The sequence below is a fragment of the Streptomyces sp. NPDC001941 genome, assembly GCF_040296945.1.
Taxonomy (GTDB): Bacteria; Actinomycetota; Actinomycetes; order Streptomycetales; family Streptomycetaceae; genus Streptomyces.
On sequence record NZ_JBEOYE010000012.1, the window covers coordinates 83,198 to 109,840 of the forward strand.

A 26,643-nucleotide genomic window follows, 5' to 3' on the forward strand; every position below is an offset into this window, starting at 1 on the left:
CCCCACCCGGCTGGAGCCGACATGGTCCTCGACGCGCTGCGCCGCCTGCGCACCCCCCGTACCCCCGCGGCCGGCCTGCCGCCCGTGGCCGACGGGGAGGTCCTCCTGGAGACGGTCGGCCTGACGAAGTCGTACGCGGGCGCGGACGGCGAGCTGCCGGTGCTCTCCGGCATCGACCTGCGGATCCGGGCGGGCGAGGTGGTCGCCCTGCTCGGCAAGTCGGGTTCGGGGAAGTCCACGCTGCTGCGCTGCCTCGCGGGCCTGGTGCCGGCCAGCTCGGGGTCCGTCACCTACCGGGGCGCCCCGCTGACGGGCGCGAACCCGGGGACGGCGATGGTGTTCCAGACGTTCGCGCTGCTGCCCTGGCTCACGGTGCAGCAGAACGTCGAACTGGGCCTGGAGGCCAAGGGGGTGGGCGCGGCCGAGCGGGCCGCGTCGGCGCGGCAGGCCATCGACCTGATCGGCCTGGACGGCTTCGAGTCGGCCTACCCCAAGGAGCTCTCCGGCGGCATGCGCCAGCGCGTGGGCTTCGCGCGGGCGCTGGTGGTGGAGCCGGACGTGCTGATGATGGACGAGCCGTTCTCGGCGCTGGACGTGCTGACGGCGGAGAACCTGCGCGGCGAGCTGATGGAGCTGTGGGAGTCGGGCCAGTTCCCCACCCGCGCGATCGTGGTGGTCACGCACAACATCGAGGAGGCGGTGCTGATGGCGGACCGGATCGTGGTCCTCGGCTCGCGTCCGTACGGCATGATCCGCGAGGTCTTCGACGTGGACCTGGCGCGTCCGCGCGACCGTACGCACCCGGGTTTCGAGGCGCTGATCGACCAGGTGTACCGGGCGATGACGGGCCGGCAGAAGGAGGCGCGGGCGCAGGGCCGCGCCACGGCGGTCGACAAGCGCACGGTGGCCAACACCCCGCTGCCCACCGCCAGCGTCGACGGATTCTCCGGCCTGGCCGAGATGGTGCTGCACCGGGGAGGCCGCTGCGACCTGGCGGACCTGGCCGACGACCTGGGCCTGGAGGTCGACGACATCCTCCCCCAGGTCGACGCCCTGGACCTGCTGGGCTTCGCGGCGGTCAGCGACGACGACCTGGTGCTCACCGAGACGGGCACCACGTACGCCCAGGCGGACGTCCAGCAGTCCAAGACCGTGTTCGCCCGGGCCGCGCTCCAGGTCCCGCTGGTGAAGCTGATCGCCACCAGCGTGCGCACCCGCTCCGAGGGCCCGGTCCGCGCGGGCTTCTTCCGGGACCTGCTGGCCCACCACTACACGAGCGAGCAGATCGACCGCCAGCTGGAGACGGCCACCGACTGGGGCCGCTACGCGGAGCTGTACTCCTACGACGCGGACCCGCAGGAGTACCGGGCGGACGAGGGCGAGGAGCATGAGGAGCCGCCGGGGCGCGCCGGGGCCTGACGGGGGCTCCGGGGCCTGACGCGCCCCACCGGCCGTCTACCGGCCGTCAGGATCCGGCCAGGGCCGCCAAGTGGTCGTCCAGGAGCCGGACCTGACGCTCGGGCGGGAAGGCCTCCGGGTCGAAGAGCGACTGGACCACCAGGCCGAGCACGAACGCCTGCGCGGCGGCCGCGGTCCGGTCCGGGTCGCCGGGCGGGAGTTCGCCCCGCTCCTGGGCGGCGGCCACCAGGGCGCGCAGCCGGTGCCGGGCGCGCCCGTACTTGCGGCCGTAGTCGGCGCTCAGTTCGGGGTCGGCGAGGGCGGCGTCCCAGGAGGACACCCAGATCCGGTTGCTGGCCCTCGCCTCGGCGGTCAGCGGCAGGATGCCGAGCAGGGCGGTGCGCAGGGCGGCCAGGCCCTCGCCGCCGCTCGCCCGGGGCCGGGCGGCGGTGCGTTCGTCGAGCAGGTCCAGGGCGTGCACCACGAGGTCGCGCTTGGCGGGGAAGTAGTGGGTGAGCAGCCCGGTGGTGGCGCCTAGCTCGGCGGCGACGGCCCGCATGGTCAGTCCGCCGAACCCGTGCGCGGCGAGGACCCGCCACACCGCTTCCGAGACGTCGCGGCGGCGGGCTTCGTGGTCTCCCCTGCTTCGTGGCACAGTGCTACCGTAATCCGCATAACGCTTGTTGTGTAAATGAGGTGTCCCTGTTGTTCTCCCTGCCGCTGCGCGACGACGCCGTCCTGTTCCCGCTGGAGGTGCGCCACGCCGAGGAGTTCGCCGCCCACATGGACCGGGCGCGCGAGCACATCCGGCCGTGGGTGGGCCAGGCCTTCGTCACCGACGACCTCGACGGAGCGCGCGGCACGCTGCTGCGCTACGCCGAGCGCCAGGCCGCCGACGGCGCCCGGCTGTACGGCATCCGGCTGGACGGCAAGCTGGTCGGCGGCGTGATGTTCGTCAGCCTCGACGCGGTCGGCGGCACCTGCGAGGTCGGCTGCTGGGTGGAGCCGGCGGCGGAGGGGCGCGGCCTGGTGACCCCCGCCTGCGCGACCCTGATCGAGTGGGCCTTCGCCGAGCGGGGGCTGCACCGCGCCGAGTGGCACTGCCGGGGCGACAACGTGCGCAGCGGGGCGGTCGCGGCGCGCCTGGGCATGACGCTCGAGGGCACCCTGCGGGAGTCCTGGCCGTTCGGCGGCGAGCGCCACGACACCCAGGTCTGGGCGGTGCTCGCCCCGGAGTGGCGCGCCGCCGCGTCCGCGCGCTGACCCCGCCCGGGCCGCCCGGCCGTGCTCACGGCCTGCGGCCCCGTACGGCGATCACCCCCAGCGGGAACGACAGGTGGTCCGGGTGCGCCAGCGCGGCCAGCGCCTCCTCGATCTGCGCCGACGTGAGCACCCCGCGCTCCACCAGGTGCGGGGTGAGCGCGACCAGGGTCAGGCGCCAGAAGTCCAGGACGGGCGCGCCCGCGTGGAAGGTCGGCAGCGACGCCTCGGCCTGGACGTCGGCGAACCCGGCGGCCCGGAAGGCCTCCGGCGCCCGCGCGCCCCAGTTGTCGTCGAGGCCGTAGGACGCGCGGAGCATCTTCAGTGCCTCGACGACGCTGCGCCGTACCGGGTCGCCCGGCGGCAGGCTGTGGCAGGGGAAGTCGACGAGCTCCTCGATCAGCAGGGTGCCGCCGGGGGCCAGCCAGCTCAGCATGCGGCGCACTACGTCGTCGCGCTCGGGCAGGTGCATCAGCACGAAGCGGGCGTGGATGACGTTGAAGGAGCCCTCGGGAAAGTCGTCCCGGGTGACGTCGTGCACCAGGGCCTTCAGCCGGGGCGGCTGGTCGGCCGGCAGCAGGCTCAGGTCGACGTCGGTGGCGGTGGTCTCGCCGCGCGGGCAGCGCCGGGCCAGCCACTGGGCGATGGTGCCGGTGCCCGCGCCCACCTCCAGGCAGTGCCACTCGCCGTGCACGCCGATGACGGCGTTCAGGCGGCGCACGGTGTCCTGGTCGAAGGCGGCCGTGAGCGCTTTGAGGCGGGCCGACTCGATGGGGTTGGCGTGGCCGAGTTCGTCCCCGTAGAACCCTGCCGTCCGGGAGCCGTCAGCCGACGTCATGGTGCACCTCCGCAGTCCGCGCGCCACGCGGCCCGTCCGGACCCGTGGGACTCCACGTGATCCGTGCGATCCGTGGGACTCCACATGATCGTGCGATCCGTGGAACAGCCCCCAGCATCCCGGCGGACGCGGCCCCGTGAAGATCCCCCCGCCCTTCACCCCTCCCTCGTGCGGCGCGATTCCCCCCTTCGGAGCAGCGCGCGGCGCGTGAGCCCCCTCGGCGCCGTCCACCGTCCGGCGACGCGTGACCACCGGTCGGTCAACTCACATCATCGGTAAGGCACTTCGGGTCCGACCCTGGTGGCCTGCGGGGATGCGTACGCCCGCGCACCCGGGCGGGACGGCGGCGCGCGATCCGTCACCCGCGCCCGGAACGCCCCCAGCGCTCGTCCGTTCGCGCCGCGACAGACGTTCCAGGGGGTCGCCGGGTCGGGTCGTACGCCATTGACACCTGCCACCGGCACGTCCCTACGCTGGAACCGGACCGTTCACAAAACGCGCTTTCCGTACGGATGTTGACGTAGGGGTGTCCCCCGCACAGGCGTCGTCGCACGGCACGCGGTGACCGCTCCCCACTGTCGGCACGCGGGAGCACCCGCCCCGCTCCAGTCACGGACCGCCCCATGCGCCAGGCACCCCCGCGCCCCCTCGACACCCCCGCCCGCTCCGGCCCCGCCCGACCGCCGTGACGGGCCTCGCCCTGGACGGCTACCTCCGACGGCTGGGCTGCACGGCGCGCCCCGCGCCCACGCTCCCCTTCCTCAAGGCCGTCTGCCGCGCCCACGTGCTCGCCGTACCGTTCGAGACGCTGGACTTCACCCGGGGCGCCCGCCCGGGCCTCGACCTGTACGACGTGTACGTGAAGGTGGTCGAGCGGGGCCGAGGCGGCTGCTCGCTCGAACTCAACCGGCTGCTCGGCCACTTCCTCGTCCGCGTCGGGTTCGGGGTGCGGTACGTGAGCGCGCAGGTGTGGCAGCCGGACCTGCGGGCGTGGTCGGAACTGGCGGAGCACGTCGTGCTGCACGTGTCCCTCGACGGACGCGCATACTTCGTGGACGTCGCCCACTTCGGCGTCACCAGCCACACGCCGTTCGCCCTGGACGCCTCCCGGCACTGGCAGGACGACTGGCTGTTCACCCGCTCGCGCGACGACGACGGCGTTCCCGTCCTGCTGCGCGGCACCCAGGACACCGCGCCCCGGCCGCTGTTCCGCCTCGTCCTGCCCTCCCCCACCCGCGAGCACCACGAGCGGGTGGCCGACCATCACGCGCGGTCGGAGTTCGGCCGTTCCCTGCTGTGCGGGCGCACCCATCCGGACGGCGGGCACACCCTGGTGCGGGGCGACCGGGTGTTCCGCTCGCGCGACGGGGTGCAGACCTCGGCCCGCATCACGTCCGGGTCGCAGCTGCCCGCCGTACTGGACGAAGTGCTGCACGGGCACCCGCAGTTGGTACAGCGGGCCCGCTTCCTGTGGCACACCCGGCCGGTACGGGAGTCACCGCCCGGGCCACCGGGATGAGCGGGGCGGCAGGGGCCGGGCGCCATTACCGGCCACGGGCGCCGCGCCGCCCGCCGGGCCGCGTGTACGCGTTGGCATATGACTGGCACCCTGGGCCCCGCCATCCGACACCTCAGGAGCAGCTGATGCCCGAGCCCGTCGCCACCGCGTCCCCCGCCCACGCGCCGGACCGCGCGGCCGCCGCGTACCTCATCGACCAGTCGCTCGGCTTCGTCTACCCGGCCGCCCTGCGCGCCGCCGCCTCGGCCGGCGTGGCCGACCACCTGGCCGACGGGCCGCGCACGGTCGCCGAGCTCGCCCGGCGCACCGGCAGCGACCCGCGCAACCTGCACCGGGTGCTGCGGCTGCTCGCCACCCGCGGGGTGTTCGCCGAGGACGCCGACGGGCGGTTCCGGCTCACGTCCGCGGCCCACGCGCTGCGGTCCGGTGCGCCGGGGTCGGCGCGCGAGGCGGTGCTGATGCTCACCGACCGTACGTTCTGGCAGCCCGCCGGGGACATGGAGCGCTGCCTCACCGGGGACGGCTCCGCCTTCGAGGCCCTCTTCGGCACGCCGTTCTTCGAGCACTTCGCCCAGGACCCCGACACCAGCGCCGTCTTCCACCGGGGCATGGCGGCCATGTCGGACGCCGAGAACGACGCGATCGCCGCGGCCTGCGCGCTGCCGCCCAAGGGGACCGTGGTGGACATCGGCGGCGGACACGGCGGCTTCCTCGCCGCGGTCCTGCGCCAGCACCCGTCGATGGACGGCCTGTTGTACGACGCCGCCCATGTGCTGGCGGGCCAGCGACTCGGCGAGGACGGGGCGCTGGCCGGGCGCTGGAGCACCGCCGAGGGCGACTTCTTCTCCGCCGTACCGACCGGTGACGTCCTCGTCCTGAAGCGGATCCTGCACGACTGGGACGACGGGCGGTGCGTGACGCTGCTGCGCAACTGCCGCCGCGCGCTGGCCCCGGGCGGCCGGGTCCTGGTGGTGGACGCGGTGGTCCCGGCGGGCAACGAGCCGCACCAGTCCAAGGACCTCGACCTGCTGATGATGACGTCGCTGACGGGCCGCGAGCGCACGGCGGCCGACTTCGTGACCCTCTTCACCTCCGCCGGGCTACGGCTGCTGCGGGTGATCCCGACGGGGACGGTGCTGTCGGTGGTGGAGGCGAGGGTGGACTGAGCGAGGGGGCGGTGGGCGCGCGGGGCGCGGATGCGGGTGCGGGGTGCGGGTGCGGGGTGCGGGGTGCGCTGGCCTTGTATCGCGGCCGCGCACCCCGGGCGCGATCACGCCCCCACGTACTCCGCCAGGTGCTCGCCCGTGATCGTCTTCTTACGGGCACCGACCAGGTCGGCGGGCGTCCCCTCGAAGACGATCCGGCCGCCGTCGTGGCCCGCCCCCGGGCCCAGGTCGATGATCCAGTCGGCGTGCGCCATGACCGCCTGGTGGTGCTCCACCACGATCACCGTCTTGCCCGAGTCCACCAACCGGTCGAGCAGGGCGAGGAGTTGCTCCACGTCCGCGAGGTGCAGTCCGGTGGTGGGCTCGTCCAGGACGTAGATCCCGCTGCCCCCCTTGTCGCCCAGGTGGGTCGCCAGCTTCAGGCGCTGGCGCTCGCCCCCGGACAGCGTGGTCAGCGGCTGGCCGATGGTCAGGTAGCCCAGGCCCACCTCCACCAGGCGCTCCAGGATGCGGTGCGCCGCCGGGATGCGGGCCTCGCCGGAGCCGAAGAACGCCTCCGCCTCGGCCACCGGCATCGCCAGGACCTCGCTGATGTCGCGCCCGCCGAAGCGGTACTCGAGGACCGAGGCGTCGAAGCGCTTGCCCTCGCAGTCCTCGCAGGTGGTGGAGACGCTCGCCATCACCCCGAGGTCGGTGTAGATGACGCCGGCGCCGTTGCAGGTGGGGCAGGCGCCCTCCGAATTGGCGCTGAACAGCGCCGGCTTGACGCCGTTCTCCTTGGCGAACGCCTTGCGGATGGGTTCGAGCAGACCCGTGTACGTCGCCGGGTTGCTGCGCCGCGAGCCCTTGATCGGGCTCTGGTCGACGGAGACCACGCCCGCGTCGGCCGGGATCGAGCCGTGTACCAGCGAGCTCTTCCCGGAGCCCGCGACACCGGTCACCACGGTGAGCACGCCGAGCGGGACGTCCACGTCAACGTCACGCAGGTTGTTGGCCCCGGCCCCGCGGATCTCCAGGGTGCCCTCCGCCTTGCGCACCGACTCCTTGAGCGAGGCGCGGTCGTCCAGGTGCCGCCCGGTGATGGTGCCGCTGGCCCGCAGTCCCTCGACGGTGCCCTCGAAGCAGACCGCGCCGCCCGCCGTACCGGCCCCGGGGCCGAGGTCGACGACGTGGTCGGCGATGGCGATCATCTCGGGCTTGTGCTCGACGACCAGCACCGTGTTGCCCTTGTCGCGCAGGCGCAGCAGCAGGTCGTTCATCCGCTGGATGTCGTGCGGGTGCAGCCCGGAGGTCGGCTCGTCGAAGACGTACGTGACGTCGGTGAGCGAGGAGCCCAGGTGGCGGATCATCTTGACGCGCTGGGCCTCACCGCCGGACAGGGTGCCCGAGGGCCGGTCCAGGGAGAGGTAGCCGAGGCCGATCTCCACGAACGAGTCGAGGGTCTCGCGCAGCGCCTCCAGCAGCGGCGCGACGGACGGCTCGTCCAGCCCGCGCACCCACTCGGCGACGTCCCTGATCTCCATCGCGCAGACGTCCGCGATGCTCTTGCGCTTGATCTTCGAGGAGCGGGCGCCCTCGCTGAGCCGCGTGCCGTCGCAGTCGGGACAGACCGTGAAGGTCATCGCCCGCTCCACGAACGCGCGCACGTGCGGCTGCAGCGACTCCACGTCCTTGGAGAGCATCGACTTCTGGATCTTCGGGATCAGGCCCTCGAAGGTGACGTTGATCCCCTCGACCTTGATCCGGACCGGCTCCTTGTACAGCAGGTCCGCCAGCTCCCGCTTGGTGTACTTGCGGATCGGCTTGTCCGGGTCGAAGAAGCCGCAGCCCCGGTAGATCCGCCCGTACCAGCCGTCCATCGTGTAACCGGGGATGGTCAGCGCGCCCTCGTTGAGCGACTTGCCGTCGTCGTACAGCTGGGTCAGGTCGAAGTCGGTGACGTTGCCCCGCCCCTCGCAGCGCGGGCACATGCCGCCGGTGACGCTGAAGCTGCGCCGCTCCTTGACCTCCATGCCGCCCTTGCGCACGGTGACCGCGCCGGCCCCGCTGATCGAGGCGACGTTGAAGGAGAACGCCTTGGGCGAGCCGATGTGGGGCTTGCCCAGCCGGCTGAAGAGGATCCGCAGCATCGCGTTGACGTCGGTCGCGGTGCCGACGGTGGAGCGCGGGTCGCCGCCCATCCGCTGCTGGTCGACCGTGATCGCCGTGGTCAGGCCGTCCAGCACGTCGACGTCGGGGCGCCCGATGGTCGGCATGAAGCCCTGTACGAACGCGCTGTACGTCTCGTTGATCATCCGCTGCGACTCGGCGGCGATGGTCTCGAAGACCAGCGAGCTCTTGCCGGAACCCGAGACGCCGGTGAACACCGTCAGGCGCCGCTTCGGGAGCTCGATGCTGACGTCCTTGAGGTTGTTCTCGCGCGCGCCGTGCACCCGGATCATGTCGTGGCTGTCGGCGGCGTGCGGCGTGCTCTTGGCCATGCGGCTCGTCTCTCCCGTGCGGTGTGGTTCCTGTGGAGGGGGTCTTGTTCTTGTCACCCGCGCTCTTCTGATCTTCTGACGGGTGACGCGTGATCTTCTTACGGATTACGGATTACGGATTACGGGTTGTGGGTTACGGGTTGCGCGTGTTCTTCGTTATGGGCTGGTCAGCGTACGCGGGCCCGAACCGGCCCGCTCGGCGAACCGGTCCCGAGGGATCACGACGGCGTCCCGGGCGGCAGCTCGTTGATCCGGATCAGGTTGCCCGACGGATCACGGAAAGCACAGTCCCTCACGCCGTACGGCTGCTGGATGGGCTCCTGCACGACCTCGGCCCCGGCCGCCTGCACCCGGTCGAAGACGGCGTCGAGGTCGGGGGTCGCCAGGGTGAGGCGCGCGTACGTGCCCTTGTCCATCAGTACGGCGATGGTGCGCCGCTCCTCGTCGGTGAGCCCGGGGTCAGCGGCGGGCGGCTCCAGGACGACGGAGGTGTCGAGGCGGCCCACGGGCCCGACGGTGATCCAGCGCATGTCCTCGTACCCGACGTCGTTGCGCACCTCGAAGCCGAGGGTGTCGCGGTAGAAGCCGAGCGAGGCCTCCGGGTCGGTGTGCGGGAGGAAGGTCCAGTGAATGGTGAGGTCCATGCCTTCGACCCTAGGAACGCGCCGCCCGATCCGGCTTCTCCATTCCTGACCGCTTTCACGCACGGCCCGCGCCGCTTTGACGCACGGCCCACGCCCGTCTCACGCGCGGTCCGCGACGCTTCCGCGCACAGCCTGCTTTCGCGCGCCGTCCGCTTCCGCGCACGGCCCGCGCCGGTGCGCACGAGGTCAACGGCGAAAGCCCGGCTCAGGAGAGCCCGGACAGGGAGCGGGAACCCGGTTGTCACACCCCCGTGCCACACTCGGACCGTGCCCAGGCAGCCACTGGAAGACCTCGTCCGCCTCCGCCGAGCCCGCGACCGCATGGACCGCGACTACGCAGAACCTCTCGACGTCCCCGCCCTCGCGCGGGAGGCCCTCATGTCCCCGGGCCACTTCTCCCGCAGCTTCCGCACGGCCTACGGCGAGACGCCGTACAGCTATCTGATGACCCGCCGCGTGGAGCGGGCCAAGGCGCTGCTCCGGCGCGGCGACCTGACGGTCACCGAGGTGTGCTTCGCCGTGGGGTGTACGTCCCTGGGGTCCTTCAGCTCCCGCTTCACCCAGTTGGTCGGAGAGACCCCCAGCTCCTACCGGGCCCGCGGGCACGAGGCCGGCGCGGCCATCCCGGCCTGCATCGCCAAGATCCACACGCGTCCGGCGAAGAAGCCCCGTCCCGGGGCGGCACAAGCCCCCGCGCGCCCTTAACGTGGGCGTCATGGACATATCCCTCTCGACGTGCTTCATCGCCGTCGACGACCACGACAAGGCGATCGCCTTCTACCGTGACGTCCTCGGCCTCGACGTCCGCAACGACGTGGGCTTCGAGGGGATGCGCTGGGTGACCGTCGGCTCGCCGTCCCAGCCGGACGTGAACATCGTCCTGGAGCCGCCGCTGGCCGACCCCGCCGCCGCCCCGGACGACCGCCGGGCCATGGCCGAGCTGCTGGCCAAGGGCCTGCTGCGCGGCGTGATCTTCTCCACGGCGGACTGCGACGCCACCTTCAAGCGGATCAGCGAGGCGGGCGGCGACGTCCTCCAGGAGCCGATGGACCAGCCGTACGGGATGCGCGACTGCGCCTTCCGCGACCCGTCCGGCAACCTCCTGCGCTTCACCCAGCCCCTCCGCGACGCCTGAGACCGGGCCCGCCCGCCACGACGCACGACGCCCGGTGCCGAGTACTCGGTACCCCGCCCCCTTCCGGAGGTCCCCGTGCCCGCTCCCCAGTCCCCGCCCCCTCCGGCGCGCTACGACGACCTGCGCGCCCTGTTCGTCAACTGCACCCTGAAGCACTCCCCCGAGGTCAGCAACACCCAGGGCCTGATCGACATCAGCAAGGCGATCATGGAGAAGCAGGGGGTGACCGTCGACGAGTTCCGGGCCGTGGACCACGACATCGCGTTCGGCGTGCGCCCCGACATGACCGAGTACGGCGCCGCGAGCGACGCGTGGCCCGCGCTCTACGAGCGGGTCGCCGCGGCCGACGTCCTGGTCCTGGGCGGCCCGATCTGGCTGGGCGACAACAGCTCCGTGATGAAGCTGGTCATCGAGCGCCTGTACGGCCTGTCCGGCGTCCTCAACGAGCAGGGCCAGTACGCGTACTACGGCCGCGTCGGCGGCTGTCTGATCACCGGCAACGAGGACGGCATCAAGCACTGCGCGATGAACGTCCTCTACAGCCTCCAGCACATCGGCTACACCATCCCGCCCCAGGCCGACGCGGGCTGGATCGGCGAGGCGGGCCCGGGGCCCAACTACCTCGACCCGGGCTCCGGCGGCCCCGAGAACGACTTCACCAACCGCAACACCACCTTCATGACCTGGAACCTCCTGCACATGGCGCGCCTGCTCAAGGACGCGGGCGGCATCCCCGCCCACGGCAACCAGCGATCCGAGTGGGACGCGGGCTGCCGCTTCGACTTCGAGAACCCCGAGTACCGCTGACTCGCACCCGAGTGCCGCTGACTCGTACTTTCGGACGGTACGGAGTCGGGCGATTCGTCCCTGCGGTGGGGGCGGGAACCCGGTCCGGCTCGCGAAGGTGGAGGGGAATCGTCCCCGACCTGGAGCAGCCGTGACCACTCTTTCCAGTGCCCCCGCTCGCGGTGCGCGGCGCAGCCGCATCGACGCACTCGACGCCCTGCGCGGGTTCGCGCTGTGCGGGATCCTCCTGGTGAACATCCCGCAGATAGCGGAGATGCCGGGCTTCGAGACGGCCGGGCGGCTCCTGCCCGCCCGCGAGGCCCTGGACCTCACGGTGCAGCACCGGTTCTTCCCGCTGTTCTCGTTCCTGTTCGGGCTGAGCTTCGTGCTCTTCTTCGAGAGCGCGGCGGCCCGCGCGGCCAGGCCGAGGGTGCTGTTGCTGCGCCGTCTCCTGGCCCTGGCGGTCATCGGCGCACTGCACCAGTGGATCTATCCGGGCGAGGCGCTGCTGCCCTACGCGATGTGCGGACTGCTCGTGCTCCTCCCGGCGACCTGGCTGCCGCGCTGGGCGGTGCTGGCGGGCGGTCTGGTGGGCACGGTGGCGGGGGTGACCCTCGCGGGCGGCGGTGTGGCCGTGATCCCGGGGCTGTTCCTGCTCGGGGCCGCCACGGCCCGCTACGGCATAGCCGACACCCTGGAGCGGCGCGGCCGTCAGCTGGCCGTGGCCTTCGGCGTCTCCGCCCCGCTCGCGGTCGCCGCCGCCGTGTGGCAGCACCGGAGCACGTACGACGCGGTGGCAACGCGGGCCGCGGCGATCGCCGGTCTGGTGGGCGCCGTCGCCTACGTCTCGGGCTTCCTGCTGCTGTTGCGCGGTCCGCTCGGCCGTGGCCTGTCGGCGGCCCTGGCACCGCTCGGCCGTACGGCCCTCACCAACTACGTGATGGCGACCCTGCTGGTCCTGGGGCCGGTCCCGCTGCTGGGGCTGCGCGGCTCGAACCGTTTCGGCGTCGCGGTGGCCCTGGCGGTCGCGATCCTCGTCGTCCAGTCGGTCGTGAGCCGGGCCTGGCTCGGGCGGTTCCGGTACGGCCCGCTGGAGTGGGCCTGGCGGTGCGTGACGTGGTGGGAGCCCGTGTCGCTCAAGCGCTGAGCGCCCGTACCGCCGCCCCGTCCGCTCCTCACTCCCGCCGCGTCAACGCCGCATCAGCCCCGTCTCCCAGGCCCAGGCCGCGATCTCCACGCGGTTGCGGGCGGTCAGCTTGTTCTGGATGGAGACCAGGTGCGACTTGACCGTCGACATGGAGATGAAGAGACCGTCGGCGATCTCCTGGTTGGTGCGGCCGCGGGCGACGAGGCGTACGACGTCCAGTTCCCGCTCCGAGAGGTGGGCCTCGGCCTCGGGTGCGGGTGGTGGGTCGGCCGGGCCGAGCCGTTCGAGGAGCCGCAGGGTGACGGCCGGGGAGACCAGCGCGTCGCCGCGGGCCGCGGCGCGCACCGCTTCGACGAGCAGGGCCGAGCCGCCGTCCTTGAGCAGGAAGCCCAGGGCGCCCGCGCGGAGGGCGCCGTAGAGGTAGTCGTCCTGGTCGAAGGTGGTGACGACGACCACCGGGAGGGGTTCGGCGGCCTGGGGTCCGGCCAGCAGGCGGGTCACTTCGAGGCCGTCGAGCCTGGGCATCCGGATGTCGACGAGGCACACGTCGGGGCGCAGGCGGCGGGCGAGTTCCACGCACTGGGCGCCGTCGGCGGCCTCGGCGACGACTTCCAGGTCCGGCTGGGTGTCCAGGATCAGCCGGAAGCCGGTGCGGACCATCTCCTGGTCGTCGGCGATCAGGACCCGTGTGGTGGCGCTCATGGCCCCGATCCTGCCAGCTCGCCGTCGGCCGCCGGCGGCGGTGCGGCGAGGGTGGGGAAGCGGGCGGTGACGCGCCAGCCGCCGCCCGGTTCGGGCCCTGCGGCGAAGCTGCCGTTCACGGCCTCGGTGCGTTCGCGCAGACCGATCAGGCCGAGGCCGCCGCGTCCGCCGGGCGGGGTGGTCCTCCGGGGCGGCGCGCTGTTGACGACGTCCACGACGAGCGCGCCGTGGTCCGTGTCCAGTACGACGTCGGCCTGCTCCGCCCCTGCCGCGTGGCGGGCGATGTTCGTCAGTCCTTCCTGGACGACGCGCTGCACCGAGGTGCCCACTTCGGGGGCGAGCCGGGCCGCCCGGGCGGCGGACGAGACGCGCAGCCGGGCGTCCGCGCCGCGCCCGTCGCGGCCGTGCGCGGCGACCAGCTCGGCGAGTTCGGCGGTCAGCTCTCCCTGGCGTACGGCCTGGGTGGACTCCTCCCTCAGGACACGGACCAGTCGGCGCATCGAGTCGAGGGTCTCGGTGCCGGCCCGTTCGATGGAGCGCAGGATCGGTTCCAGCTGGTCGGGGGCGCTCTCCCGGACCGCCTGGGCGGCTTGGGCCTGGACCACGATGCCGGTGACGTGGTGGGCGACGAAGTCGTGCAGGTCGCGGGCGAGCTCGCGGCGCTCGGCGTCGCGCACGGCCAGTACGGCACGGTCGCGGCGGTCGTCGAGGACGCGCAGGTAGGCCCCGAGCCCGCCGGCGCCCGCGGCGGCCAGGGTGAGCAGGAAGGCGAACGTGTCCCCGTCGGTGCTGCGCATCCGCAGGGGCAGGGCCATGACGGAGACGGCGAGCAGCAGGCTGAGGCCGACCGCGATGCCCGCCGGTGCGCGACGGGCGGTCCTGCCCAGCAGCACCAGCAGCGCGGCGGTCTCCAGCAGGCCCCAGCTGCCGGTGACCCCGCCGTCCCAGGTGGTGAGGAGGGCGGTGCCGCCCAGGGACAGGCCGATGGCCGCTGCCGCCCGCCACGGCAGCCTCAGCCGCGGCAGGGGCGCGAACGCGACGGCGGTGACCAGGGCTTCACAGACCAGCACGGGCCAGAGGCGGCCGGGCCGGACGCTGAGTACATCCACGGCGACCAGCAGGACCGCTCCGACGGCGGCGGCGAGCACCGCCGCGCATCGCTGGGTGGTCCACGGCTGCCTGATCCACGGCTGCTCGGCGTGCGGTGCGTCCGGCCGGGGGCGGGGACGGCCGGGGAGGTACGTGCTCACTGTGTGACAGTAGGGAGGCGGACGGGCCGTCCGCACCGGCCGAACGGTTGATTGCGCGCCGCTGGCCCCGGCCATTCGTACGGGCCTGTCCCACGGGCCCGTGTCACTGCCCTGTCCCACGGGCCTGACCCACGGGGCTGTGTCAGCGGTCCTTCACGGTGATGCCGGCGATGCGGGCGAGCTCGGGGGCCAGGTCGAGCATCTGGTGGGTGCTGATCGTGGTGCCCCTGAGTGCCGCGACGCCCGAGGCGATGGACAGCGCGGAGGCTTCGCGCAGGTCCACCTTCTTCAGGACGGCCTTGTCCAGCGTGATGCCGTCCAGCGTGGAGCCGGGGAAGGCCACGGAGGTCAGTGTCGCCCCGTCGAAGCCGACGTCGCGCAGCAGGCAGTCGACGAAGGTCACGTTCGTCAGCTTGGCCATGCGGAAGTTCACCGAGTCGAACTTGCAGTGGTGGAAGACGGTGCGCTGCAGGTCGGCGGCGTGGATCTCCGTACCGGCGAAGAGGCTGTCCCGCCACTCCCCCTCCTGCCAGCTGGTCTCGGCGAAGTCGGCGCCGATCACGCGCGCGTTGTGGAACCACACCTCGCCGAAGCGCGACCGCCGGTAGCGCCCCTGGGCGAAGGTGACCGAGGAGAACGCGGCCTCGGTGAACCGGGTGTTGCCGCAGTCGGAGTCCTCGAAGGAGCATCCGTCGAAGTGGACGCACTCGTACAGGCTCTCCCGTTCGAGCGGGCCGCCCTCGAACGGGGTCAGGTACGGCGCGTACGGGAGTGCGGCCAGGTCTCGGGGCGACGGGGTGCGCATGCGGGGTCCTCGGGGTCGGCGGCGGGCGGCCCTCCCGGAGGGCCGGTCGTTCCCGCCCGGTGGGAGCCCTCCATGGATATCGCTGTCCGATCGGTTCTGCCCAATCGGGACCCGGACGGCTGCGCTCCGGACGAGCGGCGCGGTCCGTGCCCGAGCCCTCCCCCAGCCACGGCGGCCTGCCCGGCGGCGCGCCGCGAGAAATCCGCTCACGCGCGCGAGTGGCCCAACTTCCGTGTGGTCTCCAGTAGTTCAGGAGTGGATCCCGCCCTGTCGCACGAGTGGGTTACCCCTATCGTGGCTCCATGCCCGCAGAACTGATCCGCATCGTCTCCCGTGACTCCCCCATGGCGCTCGCCCAGGTGGCCCGCGTGCGCGCCGAGCTCGGGGCACTGCACCCGGGGATCCGTACGGAGGTCGTTCCCGTGAAGACCACGGGTGACAAGTGGATGGGCGACCTCTCGCAGGTCGACGGGAAAGGCGCGTTCACCAAGGAGGTCGACGCGGCGCTGCTCGCGGGCGAGGCCGACCTCGCGGTGCACTGCGTGAAGGACATTCCCGCCGACCGTCCGCTGCCTGCGGGCACCCGGTTCGCGGCCTTCCTCAAGCGCGACGACATCCGTGACGCGCTCGTGCACCCCGCGGGCCTGACGCTGGACGAGCTGCCGCCGGGCACGCGCATCGGGACGTCGTCGGTCCGCCGGAAGGCGCAGCTGGCCGCCGCGTACCCGCACCTGGAGTGCGTGCCCATGCGCGGCAACGCCAACCGGCGGCTGGCCAAGCTGGCCGAGGGGCAGGCCGACGCCCTGCTGCTCGCCGTGTCGGGCCTGGAGCGCATCGGGCGCGCGGACGTGATCAGCGAGGTGCTCGGGGTGGACCGCATGTGCCCGCCCATCGGTGCCGGGGTGCTGGCGCTGCAGTGCCGTGAGGACGACGAGTCGACCGAGGAGACCGTGCGGGGCCTGGGGGACCCGGCGGCGTGGCGGGAGACGACCGCCGAGCGCATGCTCCTGCACGTGCTGCAGGGCCACTGCAACAGTCCGATCGCCGGGTACGCGCAGTGCGCGGCGGACGGCCGGCTGTCGCTGTGGGGGCGGGTGTTCAGCCCGGACGGCAAGCAGGTCCTGGACGCCCACGAGTGGGCGGGGCCGCTCGATCCCGCGACGCTCGGCATGTCCGTGGGGGTGGCGCTGCTGCGCCAGGGCGCGCGGGACCTGATCGACAGCATCCCGCACTGAGCGGACGGGCAGCGCGGGCGGGGCCCGCTACGCTCCGCGCGCCAGTTGCCGTCCCGACTCCTCCGCCTCGCGCATCCGTCGTGCGAACTCTCCGTCGCGTTCGAGCCGGGCCCGTACGGCCTCCTGGGCGACGCCTGCCGCCGCGCAGGCCTCCGCGGTCGTCGCTCCCGTGCGTACGTGTCCGATGACGAGTTCCGCGCGCTTGGCGGTCACGCGCGTGCTCATCTGCACCCCGTACTCGGCCGCCATGCGGCCCACTTCCCGGTAGGCGCCGCGGAACACGCTGTCCGTGGCCGACCAGGTGGACACCAGGTGGTCGGAGAGACCGGCCGCCCGTGCCGCGTCGACGCGGTTCATCCCCATGGCCATGCACACCAGGAGGGTGGCCCGCTGCCGGATGCGCTCCTCCTGGCGGCCGTCGGGGTCGCGTCCGGCGATGGCGGCGGCGAGCCGCAGGTCCTGGGCGGCGGCCCGCAGCACGTCCTCGTACGGGATTCCGGTCTCCAGCGCCGCCGTGCCGGCGCTGTGTCCGGCGCAGATCAGTTCGACGAGCCTGTCCCGTAGCCCGGACGGGAACGGCGCGGAGGGCGCCATGGCGTCCGTGAACGGGGGCCGTCCCCCGTGCCCGGCGTACTCGCCCGCGTGCGTGTGCTCGGTGTGCGTCATCTGGATCCCCCGTCGTCCGTCGTCGTGGGACGGCTTCGATCTGCGTGATCTCCCCGGTGCCGTACCCAACGGCGCGGATCCGCCCGAGGACACGCACCCCGTTAGGGCGGCCGCGTGCCGGGGAACGGTGACGGGCACACCCCTGCCCCCAGCAACGAAGGAGTCCGCGCGCTCATGCACATCGATCTGACGGGACGCACCGCCCTGGTCACCGGTTCCACCCAGGGCATCGGCGCCGCCATCGCCACCGGCCTGGCGCGCGCCGGGGCGCGTGTCGGCATCAACGGCCGCACGAAGGAACGCGTCGACGCGGCGATCGCCAAGATCGGCGCACGGGTGCCGGGCTGCGACCTGGTCGCCGTGGCCGCCGACGTCACCACCGAGGAGGGCGCCCGCGCGGCGGCCGACGCGCTCCCGCGCGTGGACGTCCTGGTGAACAACCTGGGGATCTTCGGTTCGGCCGATCCACTGGAGATCACGGACGCCGAGTGGCGCCGGTACTTCGAGGTGAACGTCCTGGCGGCGGTCCGGCTCATCCGCCAGTTCCTGCCCGGGATGGCCGAGCGGGGCTGGGGGCGCGTGCAGAACATCGCCAGTGACTCGGCGGTGGCGATCCCCGCCGAGATGATCCACTACGGGGTGTCCAAGACGGCCCTGCTGTCGGTCACGCGCGGGTTCGCGAAGCAGGCAGCGGGGACGGGTGTGACCGTGAACTCGGTGATCGCGGGGCCGACGCACACGGGCGGTGTGGAGGACTTCGTGTACGAACTGGTCGACCGGGAGCTGCCCTGGGACGAGGCGCAGCGCGAGTTCATGCGGCTGCACCGTCCGCAGTCGCTCCTGCAGCGTCTGATCGAGCCCGAGGAGATCGCCAACATGGTCGTCTACCTGGCCTCGGACCAGGCTTCCGCGACCACGGGGGGCGCGCTGCGCGTGGACGGCGGGTACGTCGACTCGATCCTGCCGTAGGCGCGCTTCCCGGCCGGTCGGCCCGGAAGCGCGAAACAGGTGTGAAACGCGCGTGGGCTACTGTCGGCCGCATGAACACCGAGGTCAGCCGAACGAGTACGGACAACAGCGCGGACGGGACGGCGGACGCGGGCCCCCGCCTCCGTCCGGGCCACGAGGGCGATCTCTCCGAACTGACCCGCATCTACAACCACTACGTCGCCGAGACGCCGATCACCTTCGACATCGACCGGTTCACCGTCGAGCAGCGCCGCCCGTGGCTGGAGAGCCACCCGGACCACGGCCCGTACCGGCTGATCGTGGCCGAGCGGAACGGCACGGTGATCGGCTACGCGACCAGCAGTCCGTTCCGCCCCAAGAAGGCGTACGAGACCTCGGTGGAGACCAGTGTCTACCTGGCGCCCGAGCAGGTCGGGCGAGGCGTCGGCGGGCTGCTGTACGAGGCGCTCTTCGATGCGCTGGCCGGGGAGGACGTACGCCAGGCCCTGGCGGCCGTCACCGTGCCGAACGCCGCCTCGGAGCGGCTCCACCTGCGGCTCGGTTTCGAGCCCGCGGGTGTGCACCGCGAGGTGGGCCGCAAGTTCGGGCGGTTCTGGGACGTGGCGTGGTTCCAGAAGGCGCTGGCGCGCTGACGGCCCCTCCCCCTCCGGTCAGCGGTGGGTGAACTCGGGCGGGCGCTTCTCCATGAAGGCCGTCATGCCCTCCTTCTGGTCGGCCGTCGCGAACAGTGCGTGGAAGAGCCGCCGCTCGAAACGGACACCCTCCGCGAGCGTGGTCTCGAAGGCCCGGTTCACCGCCTCCTTGGCCATCATCGTGACCGGCGCGGACATTCCCGCGATGGTGTCGGCGACGGTGAGTGCCTCGTCGAGCAGTGCCCCGGCGGCGACCGTCCGTGAGACCAGGCCGGCGCGCTCGGCCTCCTGCGCCCCCATGGTGCGGCCGGTCAGACAGAGGTCCATGGCCTTGGCCTTGCCGATGGCGCGGGTCAGCCGCTGCGAGCCCCCGATGCCGGGGATCACACCGAGCTTGATCTCCGGCTGGCCGAAGGAGGCCGTGTCGGCGGCGATCAGGACGTCGCACATCATCGCCAGCTCGCAGCCCCCGCCGAGCGCGTGTCCGGCGACGGCGGCGACCGTGGGCTTGCGCACCTGTGCGAAGCGGTCCCAGACGGCGAACCAGTCGCTCAGGTACGTGTCCGGGTACACCTGCGGGCGCATCTCCTTGATGTCGGCCCCGGCCGCGAAGGCCTTCGCGGAGCCGGTGAGGACCAGACAGCCGATGCCGGGGTCGCGGTCGAGCGCTTCGGCCGCCGCGACGACCTCCGTCATCAGCTGCAGGTTCAGCGCGTTCAGGGCCCTGGGCCGGTTGAGGGTGATCAGGGCGGTGCGGCCCCTGCGCTCGACCAGGATGGTCTCGTACGCGTGCGCGTGCGTGGTCTCCCATCCGCTGTCGTGCCCGTTGTCCCCGTCGGTCACGCTGTTGTCGCCGGTCACTCTGTTGTCGCCGGTCATCGCGGCACTCCGTCCGTTCCGCGGGGCGTGCCCGCTCTGATCGTCCCTACGATCCCCGAGAAGTCCTGCCCCGCGCCCGCTCCCTCGGCGTACCGCGCGTACAGCTCCGCCGCGCGCAGGCCGAGCTCCGCGGCCACCTCGCCCTCGCGGATGGCGTCCGCGGCCAGCCCGAGGTCCTTGGCCATGAGCGGGGCGGCGAACCCCGGGCGGTAGTCGCGGTTGGCCGGGCTGTCCGGCACGGGTCCGGGTACGGGGCAGTTGACGGTCAGCGCCCAGCACTGGCCGGAGGCCGTGGACGCCACGTCGTACAGCGCCTGGTGGGCGAGCCCGAGGCTCTCGGCGAGGACGAACGCCTCGCTCACGGCGATCATCGAGATGCCGAGGATCATGTTGTTGCAGATCTTGGCCGCCTGGCCCGCGCCCGCGTCACCGCAGTGCACGGCCTTCCTGCCCATCGCGGCGAGGAACGGCCGCGCGCGTGCGAAGTCGGGCGCACTGCCGCCCGCCATGAAGGTCAGGGTGGCGCCCTGTGCCCCCACCACTCCGCCGGACACCGGGGCGTCCAGGGCGCGGTGTCCAGCCTCCACCGCGGCAGCGTGGGCCACGCGCGCGGTGGCGACGTCGATCGTGGAGCAGTCGATGAACAGGGTGCCGGGCGACGCCGCGGACAGCAGTCCCTCGTCCCGGTAGAGGGCGAGCACGTGACGGCCTTCGGGCAGCATGGTGATCACGACCTCGGCGCCGGCCGCCGCGCTGGAGGCGGAGGGCGCCACCTCCACCCCGTCGGCCGCGGCCGCCGCACACGCGCGCGGCACGAGGTCGTACCCGAGGACGCGGTGGCCCGCCCTGACGAGGCTGGCGGCCATGGGCCCGCCCATGTGGCCGAGTCCGATGAAGGCGATGGTCGACGCGGTGCTCACCAGGGGACCTCCTGGGTCAGGGGCGCGGTGGCCAGGCGCAGTTCACGGTCGCCGAGCGGCGCGAAGAAGCGCTCGACGTCCGTGGCGGTCACCTCGACGAAGGTGGCGGGCGTCCAGCGCGGCGCACGGTCCTTGTCGACGACCTGGGCGCGGATGCCCTCGGCCAGGTCGGGGTGGCCCAGTGCGGCGCAGGAGACCCGGTACTCCTGTTCCAGGACGTTCTCCAGCGGCCCGAGTCCCCGGGCGCGGCGCAGGGCCGCCAGGGTGACCTTCAGTGCGGTCGGTGACTTCTCCATCAGCGACGTCACGCTCGCGCGGGCGGCGGGTTCGTCGCGGGCCGCCAGCCGTTCGACGATCTCCTCGACCGTGTCCGCGCCGTAGCACTCGTCGATCCACTGCCGGTGTGCGGCGAGTTCGCCGGACGGTGCCTCTCCCACGGACCGGGAGAGTGCTTCCCGTACGGGCATCAGGGCCAGGTCCGCGAGGAACGCGGGCAGGGCGGACGAGGGCACGAAGTGGTCGGCGAGGCCGCACAGCTGTGCGTCGGCCGCGCCGACGGCGGCGCCGGTGAGGGCGAGGTGGGTGCCCAGCTCTCCGGGGGCGAGGCCGAGCAGATAGGTGCCTCCGACGTCCGGGACGAAGCCGATCCCCGTCTCCGGCATCGCGACGCGCGAGCGCTCGGTCACGACCCGTACGGTGCCATGGGCCGAAACACCGACCCCTCCGCCCATGACGATGCCGTCCATCACGGCCACGTACGGTGTGCGGTAGCGCGCGATACGGGCGTTGAGCCGGTACTCGTCCCGCCAGAAGTCCGCCGATCCCATCGTCCCCGCGCGCGCGTCCGCGTGGATGGCGCGGATGTCGCCGCCCGCGCACAGTCCGCGTTCGCCCGCACCGCTGATGACCACCGTATCGACCGACGGATCGTCCTCCCACGCGTCCAGGGCGTCCGCGATGGTGCGCACCATGGTGTGGGTCAGTGCGTTGAGGGCCCGGGGGCGGTTGAGCGTGAGGTAGGCGGCGCGCCCTTCGGTGCGCAGGAGGACCGGGTCGTCGGGCGTGTTCGGCGGGACGGGTTCCGGGGTCATCGGGCGGCCTCCGTGAGCCCCCGGGCGACGATGACGCGCATGATCTCGTTGGTTCCTTCCAGGATCTGGTGGACCCGGAGGTCCCGGACGATCTTCTCGATGCCGTACTCGCTCAGGTAGCCGTAGCCGCCGTGCAGTTGCAGGGCGCGGTCGGCGACCGTGTAGCCGGTGTCGGTGGCGAAGCGCTTGGCCATGGCGCACAGCTGGGGAGCCGTGCGGTCGCCCCGGTCCAGCGCCTCGGCGGCCTGTCGTACGAGGGCCCGTGCGGCGGCGAGTTCGGTGGCCATGTCGGCGAGCCGGAACTGCAGGGCCTGGGCCTGGAGCAGGGGCGCCCCGAAGGCCTCGCGGTCGGCCAGGTGGGCGAGGCTGCGGTCCAGGGCGCTCTGGGCGCCGCCCAGGGAGCACGCGGCGATGCCGAGGCGTCCGCCGTTGAGGCCGTTCATGGCGATGCGGAACCCGTCGCCCTCGGCGCCGATCCTGCGGTCGGCGGGGACGCGCACACCGTCGAGGACGACCTGGCGCGTGGGTTGCGCGTTCCAGCCCATCTTGTGTTCGTCCGGGCCGAAGGAGACGCCGGGGTCGTCGGAGCGCACCACGAAGGCGGAGATGCCGGAGGGGCCGTCTCCGCCGGTGCGTGCCATGACGACGTACACGTCGGAGGCTCCCGCTCCGGAGATGAACTGCTTCACTCCGGTGAGGACGTAGGCGTCACCCTCCCTCCGTGCCGTGGTCCGCAGGGCCGCCGCGTCGGAGCCGGCTCCCGGTTCGGTGAGGCAGTAGCTCGCCAGTGTGTCGGCGGAGGTGATCCCGGGGAGCCAGCGGGCCCGCTGGCCGTCGTCGCCGTACCGGTCGATCATCCAGCCGACCATGTTGTGGATGGAGAGGTACCCGGCGATGGAGGGACAGCCGGTGGCCAGGACTTCGAAGACGAGTACGCCGTCGGCACGGCCGAGGGCGGAGCCGCCGTGGTCTTCGCGCACGTAGACGCCCGCGAGGCCGAGCCCGGCCGCCTTGCGGAGCACGTCGACGGGGAAGTGCTTGTCCCGGTCCCAGGCCACGGCGTGCGGGGCGAGGTGCCGCTGGGCGAAGTCGAGGGTGACCTCGGCGAGTGCGAGCTGGTCCTTGGTGAGCGTGGTCGTCGTCATGGCGCTCAGCCCATCGTCGGGATGGTGAAGTTCGCGCCTTCCTTGACCCCGGAGGGCCAGCGCGTCGTCACGGTCTTGGTGCGGGTGTAGAAGCGGACAGCGTCCGGCCCGTGCTGATTGAGGTCGCCGAAGCCGGATCGCTTCCAGCCGCCGAAGGTGTGGTACGCGACGGGGACGGGGATGGGCACGTTGACGCCGACCATCCCGGCGCCGACACGCCGGGTGAAGTCCCGGGCGGTGTCGCCGTCCCGGGTGAAGAGCGAGACGCCGTTGCCGTAGGGGTGTTCGCTGGGCAGGCGCAGCGCCTCCTCGTAGTCGGCGGCGCGCACGACGCACAGGACGGGGCCGAAGATCTCCTCGCGGTAGACGCGCATGGACGGCGACACGCGGTCGAAGAGGGTGGCTCCGGCGAAGAAGCCGTTCTCGTGTCCGGGGAGGGCGAAGCCCCTTCCGTCGACGACGAGTTCGGCGCCCTCGTTGACGCCGATGTCGACGTACCGCTGTACGCGGTCCAGCGCGTCGCGGCTGACCAGGGGCCCGAAGTCGGTCTCCGGGTCGTCGGAGCGGCCGATCCGCAGCTCGGCGATGCGCTCCTTGAGCCTGGCGACCAGCGCGTCCGCGGTGTCCTCGCCGACGGGAACGGCGACGGAGATCGCCATGCAGCGCTCGCCCGCGGACCCGTAGCCGGCGCCGATCAATGCGTCCACGGCCTGGTCGAGGTCCGCGTCCGGCATCACGATCATGTGGTTCTTGGCACCGCCGAAGCACTGGGCGCGCTTGCCGTTGGCGGCGGCGGTCGCGTAGATCCGCGCGGCGATCGGCGTGGAGCCGACGAAGCCGACGGCCTGGACGCGCGGGTCGTCCAGCAGCGCGTCCACAGCCTCCTTGCCGCCGTTCACGACGTTGAGCACACCCGGCGGCAGCCCCGCCTCCAGGAAGAGCTCCGCCAGCCTCAGCGGCACGGAGGGGGCTCGTTCGGAGGGCTTGAGGACGAAGGCGTTGCCGCAGGCGATCGCGGGCGCGGCCTTCCACAGCGGGATCATCGCGGGGAAGTTGAACGGGGTGATGCCGGCGACGACTCCGAGCGGGACGCGCAGCGAGTGCACGTCGATGCCGCTTCCGGCGTTGTCGGTGAACTCTCCCTTCAGGAGGTGCGGGATCCCCGCGGCGAACTCGACTACTTCCAGGCCGCGCTGGAGGTCACCGTGCGCGTCGGCGACGGTCTTGCCGTGTTCGGAGGACAGCAGGCGCGCGAGCTCGTCCCGCTGTCCGTCGACCAGTTGGAGGAACCGCAGCAGGACCCGGGCGCGCCGCTGGGGGTTCCAGTCGGCCCACGCGGGCTGCGCGGCGGCAGCGTCGTCGACGGCGGCCGTCGTGTCGTCGCGTCCGGCGAGCGGGACACGGGCCTGCACGGCGCCGCTGTTGGGGTCGTACACGTCGGAGTGGAGGCCGGAGGTGCCGACGGTGTGCTTTCCCCCGATGAAATGGGTGAGTTCACGGATCAGAGGCTCACGGTTCATGGATTCACCGATCACGAGTGGAAGTGAAGGAAACTGGCGTGAGGAATGCCCGGTACACCGCATGGCGGGAATGGATGGCGGGAATGGCCTTGAGGGCGTGCGTCATTACGGCACGTCCGTTCACGGCACGCGCCGTGCTATTGGGGAAATCGCCTTCGCGTCACCGCACGGCACGGGAAGGAGATGGCACCAACCGTGTGTTCAGGACGCGTCAGAGCAGACAGTCGCAGTCTTCAGAACGGACAGTGGGGTGGTGACGCGTCGCTCTCGTACGCGCTGGTCCCGTAAGTGCCGCACGTGTACGAGCCGTGCGCGTGCGCACCGGCGAACCTGCCGGTTGTGCCCACCGACAGGGCGGCGATCTTCTCAACTGGGCCGTGGGAACGCACCAGTGCCATGCGTGTCTGCTCCATCCTCGTGGACAACACGGAACACCCCACGGCCGGTATCCTGACTCCCGGATCAACGCGCGCCTCCGGCCTTCCCGACGGATCTCTCCGTCAGTGGCCCGGTCTTTCTGGAGGGCTCGCTCCCCGGTCACAGTGGCGGGACCGTGCCGGATTCTCACCGGCTTCCCTGCACCGCGGGTTTCCTCACGACCATATAGTTGGACGTCCTAGTAAGTCCACCCCGCTCCGGCCATTCTCTAGTCACGAGGGCGTTCGAACGCGGGGCTTAGGCTCAGCCCCATGCGTATCGCTTCCCTGCTCCCTGCCGCCACCGACATCGTCGCCGAACTCGGTCTGGCGCAGGACCTGGTGGGCCGCACCCACGAGTGCGACTGGCCGCCTTCGGTCGTGGCAGACATTCCCGTGGTCACTGCGGCGGGGCTCTCACAGGAAGCGCTGAGCAGCCGTGAGATCTCCGACGCCGTGGGCGGCTCCCGGCACTCCGGGTCCTCGCTGTACACCCTCGACACCGAGGCCCTCGCCGCGCTCCGGCCTGACGTGGTCCTGACGCAGGACCTGTGCGACGTCTGCGCGGTGTCGTACGAAGGGGTTGTCTCGGCCGTACGGGTACTGGACGCCGGAACCCGGGTGCTCAGCCTGGAGCCGAAGACGCTGGACGACGTCCTGGCCTGCATGGTCCGCGTGGGCGCCCTGCTGGGCGTGGAGGACGTGGCGAGACAGCGGCACGCCGAACTCACCGCGCGGCTCGCGACGGTGAGACAGCGCACCGAAGGGCGACCGCGCCCGCGCGTGGTGGCCGTGGAGTGGCTGGATCCACTGTGGCCCGCGGGCCACTGGGTTCCCGAGCAGATCACGTACGCGGGCGGAGAACCGCTGCTCGCCGCCCCGGGCGAGCACACCCGGCCCATGACCTGGGGCGAGGTCGTCGCGGCGCGGCCCGACACGCTCCTCGTCCTGCCCTGCGGGTTCAGTCCGGAACGCACCCTGCGGGAGACGGAGTTGCTGACCGGGCTGCCGGGCTGGGGCGATCTGCCCGCGGTGCGACGGGGTGAGGTGTGGGTGCTCGACGGACCGGCCTACTTCAACCGCCCCGGTCCTCGCGTGGTGCGGGGCGCGGAGGTACTGGCCCACGTACTGCACTCCGTGGACGCGGGGGCGCCCGTGACGACCGCGGAGGCACGCCGGCTGACGGACTGAGGCATTGCCGAGCTGACGGACTGAGGCATTGCCGAGCTGACGGATCGAGGGACCGAGGGGATTGCTGATTGCCGGGCCGAGCAGCGGCCCGGTTCAGTAGGCGGCGCCTCCGTCCCGTCCGTCGAGTCGGCAGCGCAGCTCATTGACCGCGAGCAGCGCCTGGGCGAGCATCCCCTGGGTCGCGTCCAGGGTGGCGTGTGCGGCGTTGCGGTGGTGCTGGTCGGCCTGGTGCTGGGCCACGGCGAGGTTCGCCGCGGCCAAGGCGCACATCTGGGCACCGTACACACCGGGCGGGTCGTCCACGCTGGGCTCCGGGTCCATGGGATCGCCATGGGGCAGGGGCGCGGTGGGCAGCAGGCTGAGGTCCGCGCCGGATCGACGGAGCCGGTTGACGAGAACGACCCGGCGCAGGTCGGTCGTACCGGTCTGGGCGTGCCAGCCGTGCTGAAGGGCGGGAAGACCGACGGGCGGCAGGGCCGCGGGTTCCGTGCGGCAGGCCGCTTCGAGTTCGGTGACGGCGAGCAGCGCGCCGAGGAGGTCCAGGACCTCGCCGTCGGCCCGGCTGTCGGGACGCCGTCGCGGATGGGGTACGGCGGCACGTCCGAGTGCCGCGAGCGCCGCGGTGACCTGGTCAGCCGTGACCGGCTGCTCCGCGCTGTGGACCTTCATGGCGAGCCCCCTCGCTGCCCGGCGCCGGCTCGCACCGCACGACGCCCCCTCCAGCGTCCAGCCTCGATGCCGCGATCGCCAGAGCGCACGGGAGCATTCGCGCCGGGAAGTACGGCCCGGATGCGCGACCTGGGTCGTCACGCCGACTCCCGGCACCGGGAGCGAGGCCGGCCCGAGGCT

Annotated in this window: 27 protein-coding genes and 1 riboswitch; of the genes, 12 read left to right on the top strand and 15 right to left on the bottom strand. The window is 72.5% G+C overall.

Features of this window, described 5'->3' with window-relative positions; all coding sequences use genetic code 11:
- The first annotated feature begins 21 nt into the window (after positions 1 to 21).
- Positions 22 to 1,419 (top strand): ABC transporter ATP-binding protein, encoded by a 1,398-nt coding sequence (locus ABT160_RS12130; protein WP_351646630.1) that lies wholly within the window; start codon positions 22 to 24, stop codon positions 1,417 to 1,419.
- 46 nt (positions 1,420 to 1,465) lie between these two features.
- Here ABT160_RS12130 and ABT160_RS12135 read toward each other — a convergent pair whose 3' ends face one another.
- Positions 1,466 to 2,053 (bottom strand): TetR/AcrR family transcriptional regulator, encoded by a 588-nt coding sequence (locus tag ABT160_RS12135; protein ID WP_351646632.1) that lies wholly within the window; start codon positions 2,051 to 2,053, stop codon positions 1,466 to 1,468.
- Positions 2,054 to 2,103: 50 nt separating this feature from the next.
- Between ABT160_RS12135 and ABT160_RS12140 the strand changes: the two genes are divergently transcribed.
- Positions 2,104 to 2,661, top strand: coding sequence for a GNAT family N-acetyltransferase (locus ABT160_RS12140; protein WP_351646707.1), 558 nt, complete (start codon positions 2,104 to 2,106; stop codon positions 2,659 to 2,661).
- Positions 2,662 to 2,686: 25 nt separating this feature from the next.
- On the opposite strand, the gene ABT160_RS12145 is transcribed toward ABT160_RS12140, so the two are convergent.
- Positions 2,687 to 3,496: a methyltransferase gene (locus tag ABT160_RS12145; RefSeq protein ID WP_351646634.1), complete on the bottom strand. Its 810-nt coding sequence runs from the start codon at positions 3,494 to 3,496 to the stop codon at positions 2,687 to 2,689.
- Positions 3,497 to 4,181: 685 nt separating this feature from the next.
- Between ABT160_RS12145 and ABT160_RS12150 the strand changes: the two genes are divergently transcribed.
- Positions 4,182 to 5,015: an arylamine N-acetyltransferase family protein gene (locus ABT160_RS12150; RefSeq protein WP_351646636.1), complete on the top strand. Its 834-nt coding sequence runs from the start codon at positions 4,182 to 4,184 to the stop codon at positions 5,013 to 5,015.
- A 125-nt stretch (positions 5,016 to 5,140) separates the two neighbouring features.
- Entirely contained in the window at positions 5,141 to 6,181 is a 1,041-nt protein-coding gene (locus ABT160_RS12155; RefSeq protein ID WP_351646637.1) for a methyltransferase, read from the top strand.
- Between the two features lie 104 nt (positions 6,182 to 6,285).
- Here the strand turns inward: ABT160_RS12155 and ABT160_RS12160 are convergent, their stop codons facing one another.
- Together ABT160_RS12160 and ABT160_RS12165 are read right to left on the bottom strand one after the other, a co-directional pair.
- A complete protein-coding gene (locus ABT160_RS12160) occupies positions 6,286 to 8,661 on the bottom strand; it encodes an ATP-binding cassette domain-containing protein (RefSeq protein WP_351646639.1) in 2,376 nt (791 codons plus the stop codon).
- A 218-nt stretch (positions 8,662 to 8,879) separates the two neighbouring features.
- Positions 8,880 to 9,305 carry a VOC family protein gene (locus ABT160_RS12165; protein ID WP_351646641.1) on the bottom strand — a complete coding sequence of 142 codons (426 nt, stop codon included), beginning with the start codon at positions 9,303 to 9,305 and terminating at the stop codon, positions 8,880 to 8,882.
- A gap of 321 nt (positions 9,306 to 9,626) precedes the next feature.
- On the opposite strand from ABT160_RS12165, the gene ABT160_RS12170 reads away from it, so the two are divergent.
- The 4 genes from ABT160_RS12170 to ABT160_RS12185 all read left to right on the top strand — a co-directional run bounded on the left by ABT160_RS12170 (position 9,627) and on the right by ABT160_RS12185 (position 12,373).
- Positions 9,627 to 10,010, top strand: coding sequence for a helix-turn-helix transcriptional regulator (locus tag ABT160_RS12170; RefSeq protein ID WP_502984210.1), 384 nt, complete (start codon positions 9,627 to 9,629; stop codon positions 10,008 to 10,010).
- Positions 10,011 to 10,020: 10 nt separating this feature from the next.
- On the top strand, positions 10,021 to 10,440 hold the full coding sequence (locus ABT160_RS12175; protein WP_351646644.1) for a VOC family protein: 420 nt from the start codon (positions 10,021 to 10,023) through the stop codon (positions 10,438 to 10,440).
- 75 nt (positions 10,441 to 10,515) lie between these two features.
- A complete protein-coding gene (locus ABT160_RS12180; RefSeq protein WP_351646646.1) occupies positions 10,516 to 11,247 on the top strand; it encodes a flavodoxin family protein in 732 nt (243 codons plus the stop codon).
- Positions 11,248 to 11,377: 130 nt separating this feature from the next.
- Positions 11,378 to 12,373 carry a DUF418 domain-containing protein gene (locus tag ABT160_RS12185; RefSeq protein ID WP_351646648.1) on the top strand — a complete coding sequence of 332 codons (996 nt, stop codon included), beginning with the start codon at positions 11,378 to 11,380 and terminating at the stop codon, positions 12,371 to 12,373.
- 42 nt (positions 12,374 to 12,415) lie between these two features.
- Here ABT160_RS12185 and ABT160_RS12190 read toward each other — a convergent pair whose 3' ends face one another.
- From ABT160_RS12190 to ABT160_RS12200, 3 genes are all read right to left on the bottom strand, one after another.
- Positions 12,416 to 13,075, bottom strand: a complete 660-nt coding sequence (locus tag ABT160_RS12190) for a response regulator (protein ID WP_351646649.1) — start codon at positions 13,073 to 13,075, stop codon at positions 12,416 to 12,418.
- Complete coding sequence (locus ABT160_RS12195) at positions 13,072 to 14,325, bottom strand: sensor histidine kinase (RefSeq protein ID WP_351646651.1); 1,254 nt, start codon at positions 14,323 to 14,325, stop codon at positions 13,072 to 13,074. The genes ABT160_RS12190 and ABT160_RS12195 overlap by 4 nt, the downstream gene beginning before the upstream one ends.
- Positions 14,326 to 14,467: 142 nt before the next feature.
- A complete protein-coding gene (locus ABT160_RS12200; RefSeq protein ID WP_351646653.1) occupies positions 14,468 to 15,130 on the bottom strand; it encodes a pentapeptide repeat-containing protein in 663 nt (220 codons plus the stop codon).
- A gap of 302 nt (positions 15,131 to 15,432) precedes the next feature.
- Between ABT160_RS12200 and hemC the strand changes: the two genes are divergently transcribed.
- The gene (gene hemC, locus ABT160_RS12205) at positions 15,433 to 16,365 is read left to right on the top strand and encodes a hydroxymethylbilane synthase (RefSeq protein ID WP_351646654.1); all 933 of its coding nucleotides are present in this window, start codon (positions 15,433 to 15,435) and stop codon (positions 16,363 to 16,365) included.
- Between the two features lie 27 nt (positions 16,366 to 16,392).
- Here hemC and ABT160_RS12210 read toward each other — a convergent pair whose 3' ends face one another.
- Positions 16,393 to 17,031, bottom strand: coding sequence for a hypothetical protein (locus tag ABT160_RS12210; RefSeq protein ID WP_351646656.1), 639 nt, complete (start codon positions 17,029 to 17,031; stop codon positions 16,393 to 16,395).
- 174 nt (positions 17,032 to 17,205) lie between these two features.
- On the opposite strand from ABT160_RS12210, the gene ABT160_RS12215 reads away from it, so the two are divergent.
- Entirely contained in the window at positions 17,206 to 18,000 is a 795-nt protein-coding gene (locus tag ABT160_RS12215; protein WP_351646657.1) for an SDR family NAD(P)-dependent oxidoreductase, read from the top strand.
- A 71-nt stretch (positions 18,001 to 18,071) separates the two neighbouring features.
- Positions 18,072 to 18,632, top strand: a complete 561-nt coding sequence (locus tag ABT160_RS12220) for a GNAT family N-acetyltransferase (RefSeq protein ID WP_351646658.1) — start codon at positions 18,072 to 18,074, stop codon at positions 18,630 to 18,632.
- Between the two features lie 18 nt (positions 18,633 to 18,650).
- Here ABT160_RS12220 and ABT160_RS12225 read toward each other — a convergent pair whose 3' ends face one another.
- From ABT160_RS12225 to ABT160_RS12250, 6 genes are all read right to left on the bottom strand, one after another.
- The gene (locus tag ABT160_RS12225) at positions 18,651 to 19,511 is read right to left on the bottom strand and encodes an enoyl-CoA hydratase (protein ID WP_351646660.1); all 861 of its coding nucleotides are present in this window, start codon (positions 19,509 to 19,511) and stop codon (positions 18,651 to 18,653) included.
- Positions 19,508 to 20,431, bottom strand: coding sequence for a 3-hydroxyisobutyrate dehydrogenase (gene mmsB / locus ABT160_RS12230; protein WP_351646661.1), 924 nt, complete (start codon positions 20,429 to 20,431; stop codon positions 19,508 to 19,510). The genes ABT160_RS12225 and mmsB overlap by 4 nt, the downstream gene beginning before the upstream one ends.
- Positions 20,428 to 21,522 carry an enoyl-CoA hydratase/isomerase family protein gene (locus tag ABT160_RS12235; protein WP_351646662.1) on the bottom strand — a complete coding sequence of 365 codons (1,095 nt, stop codon included), beginning with the start codon at positions 21,520 to 21,522 and terminating at the stop codon, positions 20,428 to 20,430. Before ABT160_RS12235 ends, mmsB begins: the two co-directional genes overlap by 4 nt.
- The gene (locus ABT160_RS12240) at positions 21,519 to 22,667 is read right to left on the bottom strand and encodes an acyl-CoA dehydrogenase family protein (RefSeq protein WP_351646664.1); all 1,149 of its coding nucleotides are present in this window, start codon (positions 22,665 to 22,667) and stop codon (positions 21,519 to 21,521) included. Before ABT160_RS12240 ends, ABT160_RS12235 begins: the two co-directional genes overlap by 4 nt.
- A 5-nt stretch (positions 22,668 to 22,672) precedes the next feature.
- Complete coding sequence (locus tag ABT160_RS12245) at positions 22,673 to 24,187, bottom strand: CoA-acylating methylmalonate-semialdehyde dehydrogenase (protein WP_351646665.1); 1,515 nt, start codon at positions 24,185 to 24,187, stop codon at positions 22,673 to 22,675.
- Between the two features lie 233 nt (positions 24,188 to 24,420).
- Positions 24,421 to 24,585 (bottom strand): hypothetical protein, encoded by a 165-nt coding sequence (locus ABT160_RS12250; RefSeq protein WP_351646666.1) that lies wholly within the window; start codon positions 24,583 to 24,585, stop codon positions 24,421 to 24,423.
- A 25-nt stretch (positions 24,586 to 24,610) separates the two neighbouring features.
- Positions 24,611 to 24,806: riboswitch (cobalamin riboswitch) on the bottom strand.
- A gap of 70 nt (positions 24,807 to 24,876) precedes the next feature.
- Here ABT160_RS12250 and ABT160_RS12255 point away from each other — a divergent pair.
- The gene (locus tag ABT160_RS12255; protein ID WP_351646668.1) at positions 24,877 to 25,794 is read left to right on the top strand and encodes a cobalamin-binding protein; all 918 of its coding nucleotides are present in this window, start codon (positions 24,877 to 24,879) and stop codon (positions 25,792 to 25,794) included.
- 93 nt (positions 25,795 to 25,887) lie between these two features.
- On the opposite strand, the gene ABT160_RS12260 is transcribed toward ABT160_RS12255, so the two are convergent.
- Complete coding sequence (locus ABT160_RS12260; protein ID WP_351646669.1) at positions 25,888 to 26,463, bottom strand: hypothetical protein; 576 nt, start codon at positions 26,461 to 26,463, stop codon at positions 25,888 to 25,890.
- Between the last annotated feature and the right edge of the window lie 180 nt (positions 26,464 to 26,643).

What these genes read in the sequence shown, in the direction of transcription:
- ABT160_RS12130 (WP_351646630.1), top strand. Translation starts at nt 22, where the DNA reads ATGGTCCTCGACGCGCTGCGCCGCCTGCGCACCCCCCGTACCCCCGCG.
- ABT160_RS12145 (WP_351646634.1), bottom strand. Translation starts at nt 3,496, where the DNA reads ATGACGTCGGCTGACGGCTCCCGGACGGCAGGGTTCTACGGGGACGAA.
- ABT160_RS12155 (WP_351646637.1), top strand. Translation starts at nt 5,141, where the DNA reads ATGCCCGAGCCCGTCGCCACCGCGTCCCCCGCCCACGCGCCGGACCGC.
- ABT160_RS12160 (WP_351646639.1), bottom strand. Translation starts at nt 8,661, where the DNA reads ATGGCCAAGAGCACGCCGCACGCCGCCGACAGCCACGACATGATCCGG.
- ABT160_RS12165 (WP_351646641.1), bottom strand. Translation starts at nt 9,305, where the DNA reads ATGGACCTCACCATTCACTGGACCTTCCTCCCGCACACCGACCCGGAG.
- ABT160_RS12170 (WP_502984210.1), top strand. Translation starts at nt 9,627, where the DNA reads ATGGACCGCGACTACGCAGAACCTCTCGACGTCCCCGCCCTCGCGCGG.
- ABT160_RS12175 (WP_351646644.1), top strand. Translation starts at nt 10,021, where the DNA reads ATGGACATATCCCTCTCGACGTGCTTCATCGCCGTCGACGACCACGAC.
- ABT160_RS12190 (WP_351646649.1), bottom strand. Translation starts at nt 13,075, where the DNA reads ATGAGCGCCACCACACGGGTCCTGATCGCCGACGACCAGGAGATGGTC.
- ABT160_RS12200 (WP_351646653.1), bottom strand. Translation starts at nt 15,130, where the DNA reads ATGCGCACCCCGTCGCCCCGAGACCTGGCCGCACTCCCGTACGCGCCG.
- hemC (WP_351646654.1), top strand. Translation starts at nt 15,433, where the DNA reads ATGCCCGCAGAACTGATCCGCATCGTCTCCCGTGACTCCCCCATGGCG.
- ABT160_RS12210 (WP_351646656.1), bottom strand. Translation starts at nt 17,031, where the DNA reads ATGACGCACACCGAGCACACGCACGCGGGCGAGTACGCCGGGCACGGG.
- ABT160_RS12215 (WP_351646657.1), top strand. Translation starts at nt 17,206, where the DNA reads ATGCACATCGATCTGACGGGACGCACCGCCCTGGTCACCGGTTCCACC.
- ABT160_RS12220 (WP_351646658.1), top strand. Translation starts at nt 18,072, where the DNA reads ATGAACACCGAGGTCAGCCGAACGAGTACGGACAACAGCGCGGACGGG.
- ABT160_RS12225 (WP_351646660.1), bottom strand. Translation starts at nt 19,511, where the DNA reads ATGACCGGCGACAACAGAGTGACCGGCGACAACAGCGTGACCGACGGG.
- ABT160_RS12235 (WP_351646662.1), bottom strand. Translation starts at nt 21,522, where the DNA reads ATGACCCCGGAACCCGTCCCGCCGAACACGCCCGACGACCCGGTCCTC.
- ABT160_RS12240 (WP_351646664.1), bottom strand. Translation starts at nt 22,667, where the DNA reads ATGACGACGACCACGCTCACCAAGGACCAGCTCGCACTCGCCGAGGTC.
- ABT160_RS12245 (WP_351646665.1), bottom strand. Translation starts at nt 24,187, where the DNA reads ATGAACCGTGAGCCTCTGATCCGTGAACTCACCCATTTCATCGGGGGA.
- ABT160_RS12250 (WP_351646666.1), bottom strand. Translation starts at nt 24,585, where the DNA reads ATGGCACTGGTGCGTTCCCACGGCCCAGTTGAGAAGATCGCCGCCCTG.
- ABT160_RS12255 (WP_351646668.1), top strand. Translation starts at nt 24,877, where the DNA reads ATGCGTATCGCTTCCCTGCTCCCTGCCGCCACCGACATCGTCGCCGAA.
- ABT160_RS12260 (WP_351646669.1), bottom strand. Translation starts at nt 26,463, where the DNA reads ATGAAGGTCCACAGCGCGGAGCAGCCGGTCACGGCTGACCAGGTCACC.